The following is an 18,047-nucleotide window of genomic DNA, read 5'->3' as shown; positions in this document are numbered from 1 at the left end:
ACCAGAGGGCAGGGAAGACCAGCGTGAGATGGACTGTTCAGAGCAGGGACCGCCTTGTGCCCCTGACGCGGGGGCCGGTAAAGAGGGCGAGGTCTCCGCGAGGCGAGCGTTCGGACTGAAACCGTGGCGCGACCGTGCCGGACTGAAGACCCCAGCTGGGGGCGTAACCGGACTTCCCTCGAGTTCCTGCGGAGTGTTGCCACCTGGCAACTGTGACGAGAGTCTACATCTTGTATCTTCCCTGGTCAAACCGGGCGTCTGGGTACAAGATCTGGACCAAAGAAGCGGGCCACCCCACGACAGGAGGCGGCCCGGCACGCCCAGTAGCTTACACCTTGACAAATTCCTGCACGCCCATCACGAACATCACGGCGCCGCCCACCGGTACCTCGACCGGATCATTGACCAGCCCTTCGTTCTGTTCGCCCATCGGCACGCTGGGGGCCACCAGACGGGTGCGGGTGCGGCAGGTCCGCTGCACGTGCCGCTTGAGTTCGTCCAGGCGCGTATCGTCCACGCCAATCATCAGGGTGGTGTTGCCTTCCCGCAGAAAGCCGCCGGTGCTGGCCAGTTTCGTGACCTCAAAGGCGTTTTGCGACAGCACACGCACCAGCGCGGTGGCGTCGGCATCCTGAATCACAGCCAGCACAAGCTTCATGCCCCGCAGAATACCAGACGGTTTCTCAGTCGCCCGTCAGGTGCTGGTCAGCCAGCAGGGAGGGGCGTGAGCGGGCTGAATCTCAGCTTGCTTGAGCTGAAAAGGTCTTCAAATCTACCGTTGACCCAGACGAAGGATGTTCGGGCAGGCAACAGGCAGGTATGGCGGGGAGCTGACTGATAGGGGCCTTCAAGACACCAAGCTCTGTCAGCAGCGGCTGAGCAACTCGGCAACGTGCCGTAAGAAGACCGGCCAGGACCGTGCTCATCCTGTCCAACAAAAAACCCCCGCCGGAGCAGGGGTCAGCAGATGGGCAGCTTAAGCGACGTTCTTCTTGCGGCCGGTGGCGACCTTCTCGGGGGCCGCGCCTTCCTGACCCAGGGCCTGCGTTTCTTTCAGGCGGAAGATCACCAGGCTACCCACAAAGGTGCAGGTGATCATGCCGTGGGCGTTCAGCAGGCTCAGGGCCGCCATCACGTCTTCACGGGTCATGCGCAGCTGATCGCTCATGTACAGGGCGCTGTCGGCGCGGCCTTCCAGGTAATCGCGCACCTTCTTGGCGTCGTTCGTCAGGGGCGTGGCCGGCACGTCGGCCAGGCCAGGGTCAGCCAGGCCGTAGACCGCGCGGGTGCCGGTGCCGGGGAGACGGCGCACGCGGCCCTGGTCCAGGAGGCTGGCCAGCGCGGCGCGCAGGTGCGACAGGGCCAGACTGGTGGTCTTGGCCAGTTCGGTTTCAACCCATTCGGGTTTGCTTTCCAGGGCGCGCAGCACCAGCTTCTCGTTGGCGCGGCGGGTTTCTTGCAGGTCTTCCAGGGTAGGGGGGTTAAACATGAACAGCCTCCGGATGTGCTGCGGCGCCGCAGAGGGCGCGCAGAAAAAGCGCGGGGTGATGAAGTCGTTTCAGCCTAGAGCCCAAGGGGACTGCAGAGCAGAGAACCAATGAAACTGGAAAAATGGACGGCGTCCAACGAAAGCCAGCGGGATGCGCCTGGCAGCGCAACTTTCCTATTGTTACAGATTTTTTCTCATCTTGCATGAGGCGCGGGGGACTTGCTTTTCAAGGCCGTCCTATGAAGCGGAACGAGGCATTGAGGGACTTCTAGACGGCGTCAGCGGACTCACACCGTTCTCATGTATAAAATGGTCTGAAATCGCGCTTGATGACCCTTGACCAACGGTGCAACTTTCACGGTTCGCATCCCGTAGCCTCTTGACACGGCACACCACTGCCTTGCCAGGAGGCCCATGCTCAATATTCAGACCGTTACCAAAAGCTACGGCACATTCAAGGCGCTGCGCGGCGTCTCTCTGCAGGCGCAGGGCGGCGAGGTCTTTGGCCTGCTGGGCCCCAACGGCGCCGGCAAAACCACGCTGCTGCGGATCCTGGCTACATTGCTACGGCCCGACGGCGGCGCCGTGACGCTGGCTGGTCACGATATTCAGGCGGACCCCGAAGCGGTCAGGCGCTCGGTTGGCGTGGTGAACGGCGGCATGGGTTTACCTGCGCGCCTCACCGGGCGCGAGGTGCTGCGCTCGTTTGCCGTGCTGTATGGCCTGAGCCGTGCCCAGGCCGACGCGCGCATCGCCGAACTGGATGACCGACTGGAACTGGGCCGCACGCTGGACACCCGCGCCGGGGACTATTCCACCGGCATGAAGCAGAAGGTGGTCATTGCCCGCGCTGTACTCCATGACCCGCCCGTGCTGGTGCTGGACGAAGCGGCCAGTGGCCTGGATATCTTTGCGCGGCGCACGCTGCTGGACTTTGTGCAGGCTACCCGCGCGCCGGGGCGACTGACAGTGTATTCGACCCACGTCATGAGTGAGGTTGAGGAGGTCTGTGACCGCGTGGCCATTCTGCACGAGGGCGCCCTGGTGACCGTGGGCCGTCAGGCAGACATTCTGGCAGCGACGGGCGAACGCAGCCTGGAACGCGCCTTCTTTGCGCTGGTGCGGCCAGAGGTGAGCCGTGCGCGCTAGGGCGGCCTCGGGGAAGGGCTTACGCCCGGCTCTGGTGTGGCAGGTGGCAGCCCGCGACCTGCTGGCGACCCTGCGCGACCGCCGCACCCTGAATGCCACCATCTTTATGCCTCTGCTACTCATTCCGCTGCTGACACTGGGCCTGCCGCTGCTGATGGGCAGCTTGCTGGGCGGGCAGCAGCAGGAGCGGCAGACTGTGGGGGTAAGCGGGCCTTTGCCAGCGGCGTTGCGCGCGGCCCTGGAGCGGGACGAGACGCTGCCAGGGGGCGTGGTGGTGCGGGCTGGCGTGAAGTTGCAGGCCGTGCCTGACGCTCTGAAGGCCGTGCAAGATGGCACAGTAGACGCCGCCGTGCGCGCCGATGGGCCGCTGCCCCAGCGGGCGGGCGACGGCACCGGCACCCTGGAACTGTATGCCAAGCTGGGGAACCTGCGTGCCCAGGCCGGCGCTTACAGCAAGGTGTCCGACGTGGTGGAAGGTTACAACCGCACGCTGGCCGTCGAGCGCCTGGGGACGCTGGGGCTGGACGAGACCGCTCTGGCCCCCATTGCCCTGAAACCGGTGGACGCCAGCACCACGCAGGAGCAGCGCAGCGGCCAGCTGGCCTTCCTGATTCCCATGCTGATGGTGCAGTTCATTCTGTCTGGGGCGATGGCCACCGCCCTGGACGCCACTGCCGGGGAAAAGGAGCGCGGCACCTTAGAAAGTCTGCTGGTCTCGCCTGTGCGCCGCGCCGAGGTGGTCGCTGGGAAGTTGCTGGCCACGACCCTCACAGCCCTGACCAGTGCGGCATTTAGCGTGGTGGGCTTCCTGGTCAGTAGCCTGGCCATGCGCGCCTGGCTGAGTGGGCAGCCGGACAGCGTGGTGCCGATGGTGCAGGCGCTGGGCGGGCAATTGAGCCTGAGCCTGGGCAGCGTGCTGGCGCTGCTGGGGGTGGCTGCCAGTGCGGCCCTGGTGGTCAGTGCTCTGCTGATGGCGCTGGGCATCTACGCCCGCTCGTTCAAGGAGGCCCAGACGTACGCGGCGCCCATCACCCTACTGCTGGTGTTACCGGCCATCCTCCTGCAATTTGCCGATTTTTTGCAGGTGGGGCTGGGGGTGTACGCCATTCCGGTCATTGGTGGTCAGGTGGCCATTCTGGAGATGGTGCGCGGCGCCCCCCAACCGCTACATGTCCTGCTGGCCATAGCGGCCAATGTAGTGGGCGCCGCTCTGCTGTCCGGCGTGGCTCTGCGGTCCTTTGGCCGCGAGGAAGTCATTTTCCGCAACTGACGCAGGGAGCGGTTAGGGGTAAGGCGGGGCACCGGCGGTGAGAGTCGCGGGTGCCCCGCCTCTTTGCCTGGTTGAGTGAGCCTTCTGTGGGTCGAGGTTTGAACCTCCAGAACGGTCTATTGTTGCACCTCCGCCTTGTTAGAGAAATCACAGCAGAACCCTCCACCACTCTGGGGCGAACGAAATGAGTCGCTGGAAGGGACAGTGGCAGCGGTGGAATTGAGGAAGAGGTTTTGACCCCTCAATGGAAGTGGCAGCCGCTGTCACATCTCTCTGATCTGCCCCTGAGTCTTCCGATAGCCTTGCCCTACAATGCGGCCCGGATGAGGGTGGCGGTTCTGGCGGATATTCACGGCAACGCCGATGCCCTGAAGGCCGTGCTGGCCGATGCCTCAGCGCAGGGCGCCGAGCGGCTGCTGGTCAACGGCGATGTGGTCAACCGTGGCCCCGACTCGGTGCAGGTGATGGAGACCCTGTTGGAGCGCCCGGATGTGCAGTTCACGCTGGGCAATCATGACGACCTGCTGCGGCTGTGGCATGCGCGCAGCACAGCGCTGCCAGATGACTGGCTGTCTGACCCCTTCTGGGGAGCCACCGACTGGAGTGCCCAGCAACTGGCCCAGGCTGGCCTGCTGGACATCCCAGCCATCTGGCCCATGACCCTGACGCTGGACGAACCAGGGGCCGGGCGGGTGCTGGTGGCCCACGGCACCGCCGACCACTACCGCGAAAGCCTGAGCGAGCACACTGCGCCGGAACGGGTGCGTGCCCTCAGTCGGGACGCGGCCGGCGGCCCTTACGACGTGCTGGTGGGCTCACATATTCACCGGCCGGTTCACACAGTGGTGGCAGAGACGCTGGTGCTGAATACCGGTGCAGTAGGGGCCCCGGCCAATGGCGACCCACGCGCCCAGTACCTGCTGCTGACGGCCACGGCGGGAGGCTGGGTGCCTCAGTTCCGCGCGGTGCCCTACGACCGCGCCAGGGTGCTGCGCCGCTTCGACACCTCTGGCCTGCTGCGCACCGGGCTCAGCGCCGAGATTTTCCGCGAGGAGGTGCGCACAGCCCGCAGCCTCTACACGCCCTACTGGCTGTGGACAGAAGAAACAGGGACGCCCCGGACTCCCGCCAGTTGGGCGCAGTTTCTGAGTGACAGAACCACAAAAACGGCCCCGCCTTGAAGGGTAGGGCCGCAGGAAGGGTGAGGGTTTAGCGGAGGGTCGGGGGCAGCAGAACCGTGTCGATGGGGTAGACCACGCTGTTGCCTGCGTCGGCGCGGGTGCTGACCAGACCGCCGGTCACGGTGTCGCCGCTGCGGACGCCCACGCGTACGTTGCCGCCTTCCATCATCAGGTCCAGGCTGCTGCCTTCCACCGAGCGCAGCTGCAGCACATTCAGGGCGTCATCCACCACGCGGCCTGTGACCACATGGAACTGAAGCACTTGCGTCAGCTTGGCGGGGTCGGCCAGCAGGGCGTCCAGGGTCGCCTGAGGCACCTTGGCAAAGGCGTCGTTGGTGGGGGCGAAGACGGTCACGTCGCTGGCGGTCAGGCTGGTGACCAGGTTGGCGCGCTGCAGCAGGCTCAGCAGGGTGCTGAACTGGGGCTGCGACAGCACTTCGGTCAGGTTGTTGCCCGACTGCGCCGAGGCCAGGCTCAGGGGGGCCACGGTGGTGGTCGTCGTGGTTGCCGTGGTCGTGTTGGTCGTCGTCGTCGTGGCGGCCGTGTCCGTGGTGGTCGTGGTGTCTACGGTCGTTTCACCAGTAGGCGCCTGCGGCAGCACCAGGTCGGGGGGCAGCAGCACCACATTGATGGGGTAGATAAAGCCGTTGCTGGCTTCCAGGGGGCTGGCCGTGACCATCCCGGTGTTCACCATCTGCGAGCTGCCGTCCAGGCGCAGGTCGAGGCTGGCGCCCTGCTCGCTGCGCAACTGTCCGCCCTGCTCCAGCTGCTCGCCGGTCAGGCGGCCACTGACCACGTGGTACAGCAAGACGGCCTTCAGGGTTGCGGGGTCGCTGGCAATCAGGGCCAGGGTGTCGGCGTCCACGGCCTCGAAGGCCTCGTTGGTGGGTGCAAAGACGGTGTACTCGTTGTTGATGAGCACGTCGGTCAGTTCGGCGTCGCTGAGCAGATCGCGCAGGGTGCTAAAGCGCTCATCCGTCGAAATCGCGTCGTACAGCGTGTTGCCGTCCACCACCGTAGCTGTGGTGTCGGTCGTGGCTGTGGTGTCCGTGGTGGTGGTCTCGGTCGTGGCGGCCGTGTCGGTCGTTGTGGCGGTATCGGTCGTCGTGGCCGTATCGGTGGTCGTCGTTGTGGTCGTGGTCACCGTCGTGCCAGTCACAGGCAGGGCCGGAATGCGGGTGATGTCGGTGGCGGCCGGGGCGGTGCTGGGCGCCGGAGTGGTGACCGTGGCAGCCGGCGTGGGGGCTGGTGCCGGGGTCGTGGCCGCCGGTGCCGGGGCCGGCGCGGGAGCAGGCGTCGGGGCGGCGGCCGTGTCCATCGCGGGCATCAGGACGGTGTCAATAACGTGCACCACGCCGTTACAGGCGGCCACATCGGCGCGGGTCACGGTGGCGTTGTCAATCATGACCTTGTTGCCCATCATGCTGACCAGGAAGCTGGAGCCCTGCAGGGTGCGGCCCGAGGACATGCCCATCACTTGCTTGGCGGTGACTTTGCCGGGCACCACGTGGTACAGCAGGATGCTGCGCAGCATGGCGGCGTCGTTCAGGGCCATCGCCAGGGTATCGCTGGGCAGCTTGGCAAAAGCGGCGTTGGTGGGGGCAAAGACCGTGTACTGGCCGCCCCTCAGCGTCTGGCTCAGGCCAGCAGCCTCGACCGCCGTGGCCAGGGTGCTGAAGTTGGGGTCGCTCATGACAATCTGGGCGATGGTCTTGCAAGGTGCGGCGGCAGGCTGGGCCACAGGCGCGCCAGCGCCACCGGCAAGGGCGGGCGTGACAAGCATCAGGCCAAGCGTAATAAAGCTGGTTTGCTTCTTCATGGAGTTCACCTCGGGGGGAAATTTGAACTGCTAATCCGGCCCCTAATGTTCACCAAGTCGCCCCCAAAAGCAACTTTAGGAAGCTTTCAAACAAGGGACATAAACGAAAAAGGCGGCCCTGTTATGCCACCTCTCATAGAGGGCTAATGACCTAAAGGTTTTGTTGAGATTTGTGCGCTCTCCTTCGTTCAGCGGCCGAAATATTCGGGTAACTCGGCCTCGCTGATCAGGACGTCGCGGGGTTTGCTGCCCTGATGCTTGCTGACAATCTTCATGGCTTCCAGCAGGTCCATGAGCTTGCCGGCGCGGGCATGCCCCACCGACAGGCGGCGTTGCAGGCGGCTGACGCTGCCCTGTCCCTCTTCAATGCAGATCTGGGCGGCCTGACGTAGCAAGGGGTCGGAAAAGTCCATGTTGCCGCTGCCGGTGCTGGGCCCACTGGCTTCCACGCCACCTTCAAAGTCGGAGCCGTAGGCCTCGACAAAGGCGTCCTCGAAGACCTGACGGCGCAACTCGTCGGCAATGCGCGCGGACTCCACCTCACTGATATAGGGCCCCTGCAGGCGCACCGGCTTGATGAGGCCCGGCTGGTAAAACAGCATGTCGCCCATGCCGGTCAGGCGCTCGGCGCCCAGGGCGTCCAGAATGGTCCGGCTGTCGTGGCTGCTGCTGACGGCAAAGGCGATGCGCGCCGGCACGTTGACTTTAATTAAGCTGGTCAGGATATCCACGCTGGGGCGCTGGGTCGCCAGGACCAGGTGCATGCCGGTGGCGCGCGCCATCTGGGCCAGACGCATAATGGCGCTTTCCACTTCTTTGGGGCTGGTGATCATCAGGTCGGCCAGCTCGTCAATGATGATGACCAGATGCGGGAGCTCGGGTTCGCCCACCTGGCGCATCTTGGCGTTGAACTGCTCCAGGTTCTTGGCGCCCACCTGCGACATCATCTTGTAGCGCCGCTCCATGTGGGCCACGGCGCCCAGCAGCACGCCCGCCGCGTCCACGGGGTTGGTGACCACGCCGCGCACCAGATGGGGAATGCCGTCGTAGGGCGTGAGTTCCACCATCTTGGGGTCAATCATGAGAAAGCGCAGTTCGGTGGGCAGGTATTTAAACAGCAGCGACGTAATCAGGGTGTTGACGCACACTGACTTGCCCGAGCCAGTACTGCCCGCCACCAGCAGGTGCGGCATCTTGGCCAGGTCGCCCACCATCAGTTCGCCGTCAATGCTCTTGCCCAGGATGATGGGCAGCTTGGCGCGGGTGCTCTTGAAACTGGGGGCCGCCGCCGCCTGGTGAAAGGTCACGGGTTCGCGCTCGGCGTTGGGCACCTCCAGGCCAATCACGCTTTTGCCGGGCACCGGCGCCTCTACACGCACGCCACCCACCGCCAGAGCGCGCGCCAGGTCGTTGCTCAGGCCTGCAATGCGGCTGATTTTCTCGCCGGGCGCCGGCTCGATTTCGTAGCGGGTCACTGTGGGGCCTCGGGCGTAGTCCACCACGCGCGCCTGAAGGTTGAAGTGCCGCAAGGTCTCGTCAATCAGGCCAGCCCGCTGCCGCGCAGAGACTTCCAGCGCTGCCATGTTGAGTGCCGCCGCCGGCAGAGGGTCCAGCAGGGCCTCGTCCGGCCGGGCCAGGGGAAGGGCACCTTGAACGGGGCGCGGCGCATTGGCTTCGCCGGTAAAGAGGGGCACCTGGGTGGTGGGCCGGGGCGCGGCGACCTTCTCGGGGGCCGGGCTTTCCCAGGGGGCGGCGCTGGGAGCTGGGGGCGTGGGGCTGGCTGGCAGAATGCTGGCCGGTGGCCCGAACGGCAGGTCGTCGTCGTCCCAGTCGCCGAAGGGGTCCAGACCGTTCAGCAGGGGGTCGGGCTGAGCCTGGGGGGCCGGGGTGGGCACAGGACGGGTGACCGGTGGGGGAAGGGTGACCGTCGCCGCATGTGGTGGGGGGCTGACCGCTGGCAGCGGGTCGGGGGCCAGTGCACTGAAACTGGGTACGCCCTCTAGCTCTGGCGCGGCAGTTCGGCCCGGCGGGGACCAGAGGGGCGCCGCTCCTGCTCCCTCTACGCTGCCCGCTTCAAACCCGGTGAAGTCGAAATCCAGTGTGGGCAGCGCCGCTGGCATCCCCATGGCGTCCACCCGGCGGCGGGCGTCCTCCTGGGCCTGGGCCAGGACGGCGCGCCAGCCGCCGGGGTCGAGCAAGGTGCCCTCGGGGTCCTTGTCGAGGGCCGCTTCCAGCTGGGCGGCAACCTCGGTGGGGGCGCGGTCAAAGGCCGCCACCAGGTCAGGCCAGCCGACATACGCGGCGGCGCGGCCCCGCCAGGCGGTGAACTCGTGGCTCAGGGCCGTCCAGTCCTCGGTGCGGGTGCGGTGCGCCGGCCATTCGCGGGCCAGGCCCGCCGCATCGGCCCTGGCCAGGCCTTTTTCGGCGGCCTTGCGGTCCCGTTCCAGTCGGCCTGCGCGCACAGCCAGGCGCTGGATGTCAGCCACCAGCGCGCGACGGTAGCGTTCCAGGGCGCCGCAGGCCAGGGTGCTGGGCAGCTCGGCGCTCAGGTCATGCCGCCCGGCGCGCAGTTCGTTGGCGGTCGCCTCGGCCTGCGCGCCCGCCTCGGGCGCCTCGGCGGCTACCAGGTCACGCAGGTCGCGCGCCGCGTCACCGACAAAGGTGGTCAGCACCTCCTGCCAGCCGGTCAGGGTGCGGTCCATGTTCTTCAGCCCCGCCTCATCCAGAGCACGCACCTCGCGCTGGGCGTCCCGGACCTCGGCCTGAAGGTCACGCAGGGGCCGGGCTTCGGGATAGAGGCGGCGCAGGCCCTCCAGTTCGCGCGTGAGGGCCGCCAGCCCCTGCCGCGCGCCAGTGCGGGCGCGCGCCGATTCGCGGCCGTCCTGCCGCGCCTCGATGACGCCCTGTACCTGCGCCGCGCCGCCGCCCAGCAGCACGCTGGCCCAGCGGAAAAAGCCCTTGAGCAGCGTCAGCGGGGCCAACCGCAGCATGATCTCGGCCCCCAGCGTCAGGGTCACGAGCGGCAGCAGCACTGACAGCAGATTGACCGCCCGGTACAGAGGCGCCATGACCTGCGCGGCCAGCGCGCCGGCCTGTCCGGGCGCAAAGACCTCGTACAGCGCCAGCAAAGAAGCCACCACGACGGCGCCGCCCAGCACCCGGCGGGTCAGGTTGCCCAGGTCGCGGCCCAGGAAAATCAGGGTGCCGTAGGCCACGGGCACAGTGGGCAGCAGCCACGCGGCCCAGCCCAGAAAGGTGAGCAGCAGCCCGCGCGCCTGCCCCATAAACTGCGCGGACGCCGCTTCGTCCTGCGGTAGATACACCGTGACACCCAGAAAAATGCCCAGCGCAAACAGCACCAGGCCCAGCGCCTCTCCATCGAACCGACTGACCGGAGCGGCCCTTTTTGAACGAGCCTTCGCCATAGCGGGCAGTGTACCCCAAAGCGGGGCGCGCAATTGCCCGCCAGCACGGCGTTCCCGGCCCCTGACTGACCTAGAATGCCGGCGTGAGCCTCCTGCTGCCCCCGGCCCTGCACCGCGAGCTGTGGCGTCACGCCCGGCAGGAGGCCCCGCGCGAGTGCGTGGGCGCCCTGGGCGGCGTGCGCCTCCACGGAGGCTGGGAAGCCCGCACCCTCTACCCGCTGCCCAACATTGACCCGCAGCCCGAGCGGGCGTATCTGGCCGATCCCGGTCACCTGCTGCGTGCCCTGCGGGCCATGGAGGCTGAGGGCCTGGAACTCGTGGGGCTCTATCACAGCCATCCGCGCGGCCCGGCGCGGCCCAGCCTGAGTGACCAGGCACTCGCCGCCTACCCCGTGCCCTACCTGATTGCCGATGTGGCCGGGGGGACCCTGCGGGCGTACCGGCTGCCGGGTGGGGAAGAGGTGGAGATTGGGTAGCGAGAAGCGGTGCGCGGGACGCGGCAACAACGGTCAACCGCGCACCGCCCTCTGCCTAGGGCAGCCGCCCGATGCGCTCCAGGAGCAGCTCGAAAAACTCGTCATCCCGCACGCCCACCGCCACCTGGGCATTGGCGGGCTGGGCGGTCACGCCGTACAGGTCGCAGACGGTGCGGCCCAGGTTCAGGCCCTCTTCGGTCTCGACCTGCACGTTCATGGGGTGCCAGGTGAGCAGGTCAGGGCGCAGAGCGGCGGCGACGGCCAGCGGGTCGTGCAGGGCGCCCCCGCTGAGGCCGTAGCGGCGCTGGTACACCGCCGCGTAAAAGGTCAGCAGCTCGGCGCACACGGCCCCGGCCTGGTTGCCCAGGGCGCGCAGGGCCGCCACCCGCTCTGGTGTGGCGATGCACTGCATGGTCACGTTCAGGCCCACCATCTTCAGAGGCACGCCCGCTTCAAAGACGATCTGCGCGGCGTGGGGGTCGGCCAGGGCGTTGAATTCGGCGGCGGGGGTGCGGTTGCCCTGCGCGGTGCTTCCGCCCATCCACACGATCTCACGGAGAAGGGGCGCGATGTCCGGGGCCAGGCGCAGCGCCAGGGCCACGTTGGTCAGAGGGCCGGTGGGAATAAGGGTGACCTCGCCGGGCCGCTCCCTCACCGTGCGGATGATGAACAGGGCGGCATGTTCCGCTTCGGGGTCACGCCCCGGCTCAGGCAGGTGCTTGGCGGGGAGGCCGGTGTCGCCGTGAACCGCTGCGGCGCTCAGCGGTGGGCGCACCAGGGGTCGGTCGGCGCCAGCGTAGACGGGCACCTTCTGCCCCGCCTCGCCGGCCAGTGCCAGCGTCACCCCAGCATTACGGGTGGTCAGCGGCAGGGCCACATTGCCGTGCACAGTGGTCACGCCCAGTACGGTCAGGTTTTCAGGACTGGCCAGCGCCAGCAGCCAGGCCACGGCGTCGTCCAGGCCAGGGTCACCGTCCAGAATCACGGGCAGGGGAGAGTGGGTCATGGGCGGCAGCATAACGAAGGAATGCCGCTCAGGCGCGGGGTCGGAAAGCAGCCTAGGTGAACCTCTTTTGCGCTCGGCTCAGCTTGGTCGGGAAGGGCTTGACGTGCTGTATACCTGTGTCACAGCTTTGGTAGTCAACGTGGAAGACCTTTGACCGTTGCACCCACGACATCCTGAAGATCAGCTACTGGGCGCAGAAGGATACATAAGTCTTGTGGCGGCAGTAGGGCGAAATGGAGATCTCTGACCATGTGCTGCTCTGAGCGGTGTTCGTCCCAATGAATACTGATTTGGTCGCCAGATTGAAGGTGCCCCGTCCACTGCTCAAATACCAGAATCAAGCCTGTCATGGCGGACATAGGGAAGACGGCCGAGACTCGTCCCAAGAAGGGTTCGGTCTCAGCCGTTTCATTCATGTAGTTATCTTAGCGCTCGCATTTCCTCGCTCTGGTGCAGCATTTGTGCCACAACAAGAAATATTCGAAACCTCGCGCGCTCAAGCCTCTTCTCATTTCCCGACGAACACCGCCGTGGTCAGGGCCGGCACCGTCACGCTATTGCCGCTGGCCTTGCTGGTTTTGACGGTTGCGTCGGTGCTGGCGGCTAGCACCGGATGCAGGCTCAGGTTCAGGCCCGAGAGCGCGGCGTCTTGCAGGGTCACGCTCTGGTCGCTGGCATTGAAGACCACGACGACAGTGCGGTACGGGTTGGTGGCATTTACCGCTCCACTCAGCTTCATGGCGATCACGCCCGGCGTCTGGTTCGGTCCCACGTTCAGGAAGGTCAGGCCCTGTCCCACCTGCGCCGCCGTATCCATGCGGAACAGGGTGCTGGAGTAGCGCACGCGCAGCATCTCCCGGTAGTGGTCAAAGGCGCGTCCGATCTCGGCAGCGCCCGGCTTCAGGGCCGTGTTGCCCAGCAGTGGGCGGTACAGGTCCCAGTTCGCTGCATTCTTTTCGGCGGACGGCAAGCCCTTGCCAAAGCCGTTCGAGGCGCGGGTGAAATCCAGGGTGTTGAACCAGTCGCCCGAGTTGTAGCTGTCGGTATCGAAGCTCTTGGAACGCAGAATCTCGTCGCCAGCATAGGAAAACGGCAGGCCCTGGCCCAGCAGCACCACACTGTTGGCCAGATTCTGCATGCGGGTGCGCTGGGCGGGGGTGGCATTCGCCGGAGCTTTCAGCAGCACCGCGTCGTACAGCGTCTGGTTGTCGTGGGCGCTGACATAGGTGATGGCCTCGCGCGGGCTGGCGGCGTAGCCAGCGGGGGCGTCGCCGTACTTCAGGCCCGCCCCGGTGACGGTCTGGCCCGACGCGTTCGTCAGGCGGTAGTCGCGCAGGTTGCCCGTCAGGCCCAGGCGCACCAGGTCGGCCAGGGCCAGGGCTTTGGCCTTGTCGGCGCCGCCCGGCAGGCCATTGGGCAGCACGAAGGCGCCCGTGGCAAAGCCCTGCTCCTGAAGGCCCCCAAAGGGATTGCCGCCGCGCACCGCGTCGCGCAGGCGGTCATTGAAGGTGCCGACGCCCTGCCCGAACAGGTTCAGCTGCGTGGCGTTCTTGCCGCGCGCCCCGGCGGCCACCTCGCCAAAGTCCCAGCCCTCGCCATACAGGTAAATGGCCTTGCCGTCCACGCCGTCTTTTTGCACGGTCAGGGCGTCCAGGGCTGCGCGGGCCGCCTGCAGGTCGCTCACGAGGTGGTGGCCCATCAGGTCAAAGCGGAAGCCGTCTACTTTGTAGGCGCGGGCCATCAGGACCAGCGTGTCCACCATGAGTTTGCGCATCATGGTGTGTTCAGTGGCGGTGTTAGCGCAGCATGTGGAGTTCTCTACGCCGCCGTTGACATTCAGACGGTGGTAGTAACCGGGCACGATCTTGTCCAGCACCGAGCGCTCGGCCTGCCCGCTGGCGGCCGTGTGGTTAAACACCACGTCCTGCACCACCCGCAGCCCGGCGCCGTTCAGGGCGGCCACCATGCGGCGGTATTCCAGGGTGCGCTGGTCCGGGTTCACGGCGTAGCTGCCTTCGGGGACCATGTAGTGGTAGGGGTCGTAGCCCCAGTTGTAGGGATCAGCGTCTCTGACGGCCGCAACAGCCTTTTGCTGCTCGTCACTGTTCGGCGCAAACCGGCTCAGGTCGCCGGGCGTCTTCCACTGCCCCTTGTCCTCATTGATGGTGGCGATGTCAAAGGTGGGCAGCAGGTGAACGGCTTTCAGGCCCGCGTCGGCCAGGGCCTTCAGGTGCGTCATACCGCTGCTGGCGGCTTGTGTAAAGGCCAGATAGGTGCCGCGCTGCGCGGCAGGCACGGTGGCGTCGGCGGCGCTGAAGTCGCGCAGGTGCAATTCGTAGAAGCTGAGGTCGGCCGCACTGCGCAGCGCGGGTTTTTTCAGGGCGTCCCAGCCCTGCGGCTTCAGGGCGGCGTCGTTCAGGTCCAGTAGGACGCTGCGGGCGCTGTTGCGCGTGAGGGCCACGGAATAGGGGTCAGTGACGAGGTTCGTTTCCACCTTGCCGGTGCTGGGTGCGAAGACCTTGACCTCAAAGCGGTAGCTCCCGCCTTTCCAGCCGGCTGCACCTTTGGCGGTCCACACGCCCTGCGCGTCGCGGGTCATGGGCACAGTGGTTTCGGTGCTTGCGCCGATCGCGCTCAGGCGCAGCTTCACGTCCTGCGCCGTGGGGGCCCACAGCCGCACGGTGGGCACGTTGCCCTGCCAGGTCACGCCCAGTGGGCCCGCAGCCGTGAACAGGTCGTCCAGAGCCCAGGCCGTCTGTACGCCGGTGGCGTCCAGCACGGTGCCGTCGGGCAGCACACTGGAGAGGGCCAGCTGACCGCGCAGCGCTTCGGGCAGGCGGGCGCGGTCCTCGGGGCGCACCCGCAGCAGGGCGTAGTTGGCGAGGTAGGGCACTTTGGCCTTCAGGGCGGCGGTCAGGCCACCCTCTACCGCTTCCAGGGTCAGGCTGTCGCCACCGTCCACGCCGGCAGCGGTCAGTTTCAGGCTGGCGTCCTTCGCAGCGTGCAGGGTCAGAAAGGCGCCGGGCTGCACCAGTTCGGGCTTTACGGCCACCAGGTCCCGCGAGAGCATCACGGCTTGCTGCTTCATCAGGTCGCCCACCTGGCGCACGCTGGTGTCGGGGCGCGTGGTGTACACCTCGGTCTTGCCGCTGACCACCCACGCCTGATTGCCTTGCTCGCTGCTTAGGGTCATGTCGGGGCCGGGGTCTTTCTCGTCGCCCTTGTGGACGATGAAATTCAGTTTTTTCCAGTCGGTCTTCATCGGCACGTCCCAGTAGGCACCAAAGCTGTTGGTGCCCGTCTGGGTCAGCGGTTTGGTCCACTCCACGCTGGCGGTGGTGTCTTCCCAGACATGCAGGCCCCAGCCGTCGTATTTGCCATCGGGGCGGAAGTAATTGATGCGGGCAAACCCGGCGCGCACGGGTGGGTCGCTCAGGGCGGCGGGGGCGCCGTAGGCAAAGTCGGCTTTGCCGCTGGTCACGGTCACTTCACGCCCTTTACTCAGGTCGGCAAACAGGTCTGCGCCGGGGTCCTTGTCGTCGCCCTTGTGCACGATAAAGCCCACCTTGGCCGCGCCGGCTTTCAGGGGGACGTCCCAATAGGCGCCGCCCGCGTCCACGCCGGTCTGGGCCAGCGGCTTGGTCCATTCCACCGCCGCCGTGGTGTCCTCCCAGACATGGAGCCCCCAGCCGTCGTATTTGCCGTCGGGACGCACGTACCGCACGCGCAGGACGTTCTGAGGAATGGGAGTGCTTCCAGTGGCCGCCGGCGCGGCCGGGGCCGGAGTCGTAGCAGGTGCAGCCTGCGCCACAGGCGCTTTGGTGGCGTCCACAGTCAAGGCTTCTCCCTTCGCATAGGCCACGTTGCTGCCCCCCGATTTCAGAAACAGCTCGCGCCCCCTGCTCAGGTCAAACCAGAGGTCGGCGCCGGGGTCTTTGGTGTCGCCCTTATGCACCAGAAAGCCCACCTTCTGCGCGCCGGGCTTCAGGGGAATGTCGTAGTAGGCGCCCCAGTCGTCGCGGCCGGTCTGGGCCAGCGGTTTATCCCAGGTGACCTGCGCCGCAGTGTCTTCCCAGACATGCAGGCCCCAGTCTGCGTAGGCGCCGTCCGTGCGCTGGTAGTGCACGCGGGCGGTGTTGGCGGGCAAAGCGTTTTGCGCCGCTGCCGTGGCAGCCAGCGCGACCGTCAGAAGGGTCGCAAGACGTTTCATGTACAGGAATTGTAGCGGTTCCACCAAGGGCAGAGACCCGTAGAAAGCCGAATCAAGAAAGACAAGGAAGCAGCCCCTCAGCCTGAACCCACCGAGCCTCAGCCCGGCGACAGGCAGGCCTGTGAAACACAGACTTGCCGCAGACCGAGTCGCCGGAGCTGACGCATCAGAGCATACGAGGAGCCGCCTCTAAGCTCTTGACCCATCACTCGGGCGGATGCCGTCTATTTCCGTAACACCTGGGAGGGCGTTGTGTGTTCCCCGCCTTGAACGCTTTAGAAGTCCGATGCCTAGAAATCCGTCTCTCTCTCCGCTTTCAGTCAGCCAAAACATCTTTCGGATGAGGCTGGAGTGCGTATCACGCAGCCATCAACCTTAGAGCGTGATTACTGGCATCTGCTGGACCGATTCCCTGACTACTGGCGCGGCCCCAGGTTTCAATGTGTGATAAGCGGAGGCTTGAGAAAACCTGCCTGAGACGCTGCCCTGTCCCACTACTCAGACTTCTTTCGGAAAAAGGACTTGTGGGACGGACTTTTCAGTCACAACCTTGAAAATGTTCAGCCTGTTGCTCAAGTCCTCTTGACGCGGGGCACACGTCCCCGCGCCTGCGCCTGCCTACCCTGCCTCCATGACTGGACACCGCAGCGACGAAACCAACGACCGTCCGCAGGAACACCACAGTGACGCCGAAAGCCTGCGCCACATTCCCCATCACGACAGCGGCGTGGTGCAGGACAGCCCCGGTAATCCCGATATTGGCGTGCAGCACGGGGAACCCAACCGCCAGAAAGACCCCCAGCGCGACACCAACACCAACGACGGCGAAATCTGAACACCGGTAGACAGAGGGCGGCCCTGATGAATCTTTCTCAGGGCCGCCCTCTGTGCTGTGGCGAGCTTATGGAACGACTTGCCGGCCTTCCGGGCCGTACCCGGCCAGCACCTCGGCGGCAATGGCAGTGGCCTGACCCGCCTGCACCAGCGCCACCACCGCCCCGCCAAAGCCCGCGCCGGTCAGGCGGGCGCCGTACACCGCCGGGTGGGCCTGCAGCCGGCTCACCAGTTCGTCCAGCCGTGGGTGCGACACCGCGTAGTCATCCCGCAGGCTGGCGTGGCTGGCGTTCATCAGGGTGCCGAAGCGGGCGGCGTCCACGCCTTCTTCCAGTGCGGCCAGCACGCGGGCGTTCTCGGTGACGACATGTCTGGCCCGTTCCAGAAGCGGCGAGGGGAGACCCGTCAGCGCTTCCACCTCTGTAATGTCCCGCAGTTCGGGGACGCCCAGAAGCCGGGCGGCTTCCTCGACCTGGGCGCGGCGCTCGTTGTAGCCGCTGCCCGCCAGGGTGCGGGGCACGCCGCTGTCCAGCACCAGCACCTCGGCGCCGGCCGGAAGGGGCCGCAGCTGGCGCTCCAGGCTGCGGGTGTCCAGCAGCAGCAGGGTGTGCGTGTCGGCCACGCTGCTGGCCATCTGGTCCATGATGCCGCACTGCACGCCCACAAACTCGTGTTCGGCGCGCTGGGCCACCAGGGCAATGTGCTCGTCGTCAGCCTTCAGGTCTCCCAGGCGCCGCAGCGCCCGCAGCACCGCCACCTCCAGCGCTGCGCTGCTGCTCAGGCCCGCGCCCATCGGCACGTCCGAGGTGACATGGACGTTCAGGCCGCCCGAGGCGCCGCCCAGCGCCAGCGCCCCGGCCACATAGCGCGCAAACGGAGCCTGGGCGTTTTCTCCGACCGGGAACGCCGCCCACTCGTCCAGGTCAGCGGCGTAAACGCGGTGTTCGTCGGTGCCGTTGCGCGCCAGCGCCACGGTGGCCTGCTGGGGAATGGCCGTGGGCAGCACGAAGCCGCCCTGGTAATCGGTGTGCTCGCCCAGCAGGTTCACGCGGCCCGGCGCGCTGGCAACCACGTCGGGCGCCTGGTGGAAAACGTCAGCAAAGGCCTTCATACAGCCTCCGATTCAACCGTGTGCACATGGGTGAAGCCGAACGGAGCGAGAAGAGACACGGGTTCCGGGCGTGGAGT

General features: G+C 66.4%; 13 protein-coding genes. 5 read left to right on the top strand and 8 right to left on the bottom strand.

Translation table 11 applies throughout. The annotated features are described in order from the left end of the window. Positions 1 to 328: 328 nt before the first annotated feature. Complete coding sequence (locus GO986_RS10705; protein ID WP_157459284.1) at positions 329 to 658, bottom strand: cyclic-di-AMP receptor; 330 nt, start codon at positions 656 to 658, stop codon at positions 329 to 331. 318 nt (positions 659 to 976) lie between these two features. Beyond that, positions 977 to 1,489, bottom strand: a complete 513-nt coding sequence (locus GO986_RS10700; protein WP_157459283.1) for a transcription initiation factor IIE subunit alpha family protein — start codon at positions 1,487 to 1,489, stop codon at positions 977 to 979. Between the two features lie 414 nt (positions 1,490 to 1,903). Here GO986_RS10700 and GO986_RS10695 point away from each other — a divergent pair, with 414 nt between their 5' ends. The 3 genes from GO986_RS10695 (at position 1,904) to GO986_RS10685 (ending at position 5,089) form a co-directional block, all read left to right on the top strand. Beyond that, complete coding sequence (locus GO986_RS10695) at positions 1,904 to 2,638, top strand: ABC transporter ATP-binding protein (RefSeq protein WP_157459282.1); 735 nt, start codon at positions 1,904 to 1,906, stop codon at positions 2,636 to 2,638. Beyond that, positions 2,628 to 3,908, top strand: coding sequence for an ABC transporter permease subunit (locus GO986_RS10690; protein WP_369409307.1), 1,281 nt, complete (start codon positions 2,628 to 2,630; stop codon positions 3,906 to 3,908). The genes GO986_RS10695 and GO986_RS10690 overlap by 11 nt, the downstream gene beginning before the upstream one ends. A 323-nt stretch (positions 3,909 to 4,231) precedes the next feature. Next, positions 4,232 to 5,089 (top strand): metallophosphoesterase family protein, encoded by an 858-nt coding sequence (locus GO986_RS10685; protein ID WP_157459281.1) that lies wholly within the window; start codon positions 4,232 to 4,234, stop codon positions 5,087 to 5,089. Positions 5,090 to 5,117: 28 nt separating this feature from the next. Here the strand turns inward: GO986_RS10685 and GO986_RS10680 are convergent, their stop codons facing one another. Both GO986_RS10680 and GO986_RS10675 read right to left on the bottom strand, forming a co-directional pair. Continuing rightward, positions 5,118 to 6,872 (bottom strand): fasciclin domain-containing protein, encoded by a 1,755-nt coding sequence (locus GO986_RS10680; RefSeq protein WP_232337738.1) that lies wholly within the window; start codon positions 6,870 to 6,872, stop codon positions 5,118 to 5,120. A 224-nt stretch (positions 6,873 to 7,096) separates the two neighbouring features. Further along, positions 7,097 to 10,333, bottom strand: coding sequence for an FtsK/SpoIIIE family DNA translocase (locus GO986_RS10675; RefSeq protein ID WP_157459279.1), 3,237 nt, complete (start codon positions 10,331 to 10,333; stop codon positions 7,097 to 7,099). An 83-nt stretch (positions 10,334 to 10,416) separates the two neighbouring features. Here GO986_RS10675 and GO986_RS10670 point away from each other — a divergent pair, with 83 nt between their 5' ends. Further along, entirely contained in the window at positions 10,417 to 10,809 is a 393-nt protein-coding gene (locus GO986_RS10670) for a M67 family metallopeptidase (RefSeq protein WP_369409306.1), read from the top strand. Between the two features lie 55 nt (positions 10,810 to 10,864). Here GO986_RS10670 and GO986_RS10665 read toward each other — a convergent pair whose 3' ends face one another. The 3 genes from GO986_RS10665 to pulA all read right to left on the bottom strand — a co-directional run bounded on the left by GO986_RS10665 (position 10,865) and on the right by pulA (position 16,025). Then, the gene (locus GO986_RS10665) at positions 10,865 to 11,815 is read right to left on the bottom strand and encodes a nucleoside hydrolase (protein ID WP_157459278.1); all 951 of its coding nucleotides are present in this window, start codon (positions 11,813 to 11,815) and stop codon (positions 10,865 to 10,867) included. 134 nt (positions 11,816 to 11,949) lie between these two features. Beyond that, positions 11,950 to 12,231, bottom strand: coding sequence for a hypothetical protein (locus GO986_RS10660; RefSeq protein ID WP_157459277.1), 282 nt, complete (start codon positions 12,229 to 12,231; stop codon positions 11,950 to 11,952). A 92-nt stretch (positions 12,232 to 12,323) separates the two neighbouring features. Next, a complete protein-coding gene (gene pulA, locus GO986_RS10655; RefSeq protein ID WP_157459276.1) occupies positions 12,324 to 16,025 on the bottom strand; it encodes a pullulanase-type alpha-1,6-glucosidase in 3,702 nt (1,233 codons plus the stop codon). 631 nt (positions 16,026 to 16,656) lie between these two features. Here pulA and GO986_RS10650 point away from each other — a divergent pair. Beyond that, complete coding sequence (locus GO986_RS10650) at positions 16,657 to 16,860, top strand: hypothetical protein (RefSeq protein ID WP_157459275.1); 204 nt, start codon at positions 16,657 to 16,659, stop codon at positions 16,858 to 16,860. 66 nt (positions 16,861 to 16,926) lie between these two features. Here GO986_RS10650 and galK read toward each other — a convergent pair whose 3' ends face one another. Beyond that, positions 16,927 to 17,970 carry a galactokinase gene (galK, locus tag GO986_RS10645; RefSeq protein WP_157459274.1) on the bottom strand — a complete coding sequence of 348 codons (1,044 nt, stop codon included), beginning with the start codon at positions 17,968 to 17,970 and terminating at the stop codon, positions 16,927 to 16,929. Positions 17,971 to 18,047: the final 77 nt, after the last annotated feature.

This window comes from Deinococcus arboris, from assembly GCF_009755355.1.
In the GTDB taxonomy this organism is placed as follows: Bacteria; Deinococcota; Deinococci; order Deinococcales; family Deinococcaceae; genus Deinococcus; species Deinococcus betulae.
This window is presented reverse-complemented; position numbering and strand designations above follow the sequence as displayed.

Coding starts and splice junctions, on each gene's coding strand:
- GO986_RS10650 (WP_157459275.1), top strand. CDS start 16,657: ATGACTGGACACCGCAGCGACGAAACCAACGACCGTCCGCAGGAACAC.
- GO986_RS10680 (WP_232337738.1), bottom strand. CDS start 6,872: ATGCTTGTCACGCCCGCCCTTGCCGGTGGCGCTGGCGCGCCTGTGGCC.
- GO986_RS10675 (WP_157459279.1), bottom strand. CDS start 10,333: ATGGCGAAGGCTCGTTCAAAAAGGGCCGCTCCGGTCAGTCGGTTCGAT.
- GO986_RS10660 (WP_157459277.1), bottom strand. CDS start 12,231: ATGAATGAAACGGCTGAGACCGAACCCTTCTTGGGACGAGTCTCGGCC.
- GO986_RS10665 (WP_157459278.1), bottom strand. CDS start 11,815: ATGACCCACTCTCCCCTGCCCGTGATTCTGGACGGTGACCCTGGCCTG.
- GO986_RS10695 (WP_157459282.1), top strand. CDS start 1,904: ATGCTCAATATTCAGACCGTTACCAAAAGCTACGGCACATTCAAGGCG.
- galK (WP_157459274.1), bottom strand. CDS start 17,970: ATGAAGGCCTTTGCTGACGTTTTCCACCAGGCGCCCGACGTGGTTGCC.
- GO986_RS10700 (WP_157459283.1), bottom strand. CDS start 1,489: ATGTTTAACCCCCCTACCCTGGAAGACCTGCAAGAAACCCGCCGCGCC.
- GO986_RS10685 (WP_157459281.1), top strand. CDS start 4,232: ATGAGGGTGGCGGTTCTGGCGGATATTCACGGCAACGCCGATGCCCTG.
- GO986_RS10705 (WP_157459284.1), bottom strand. CDS start 658: ATGAAGCTTGTGCTGGCTGTGATTCAGGATGCCGACGCCACCGCGCTG.
- pulA (WP_157459276.1), bottom strand. CDS start 16,025: ATGAAACGTCTTGCGACCCTTCTGACGGTCGCGCTGGCTGCCACGGCA.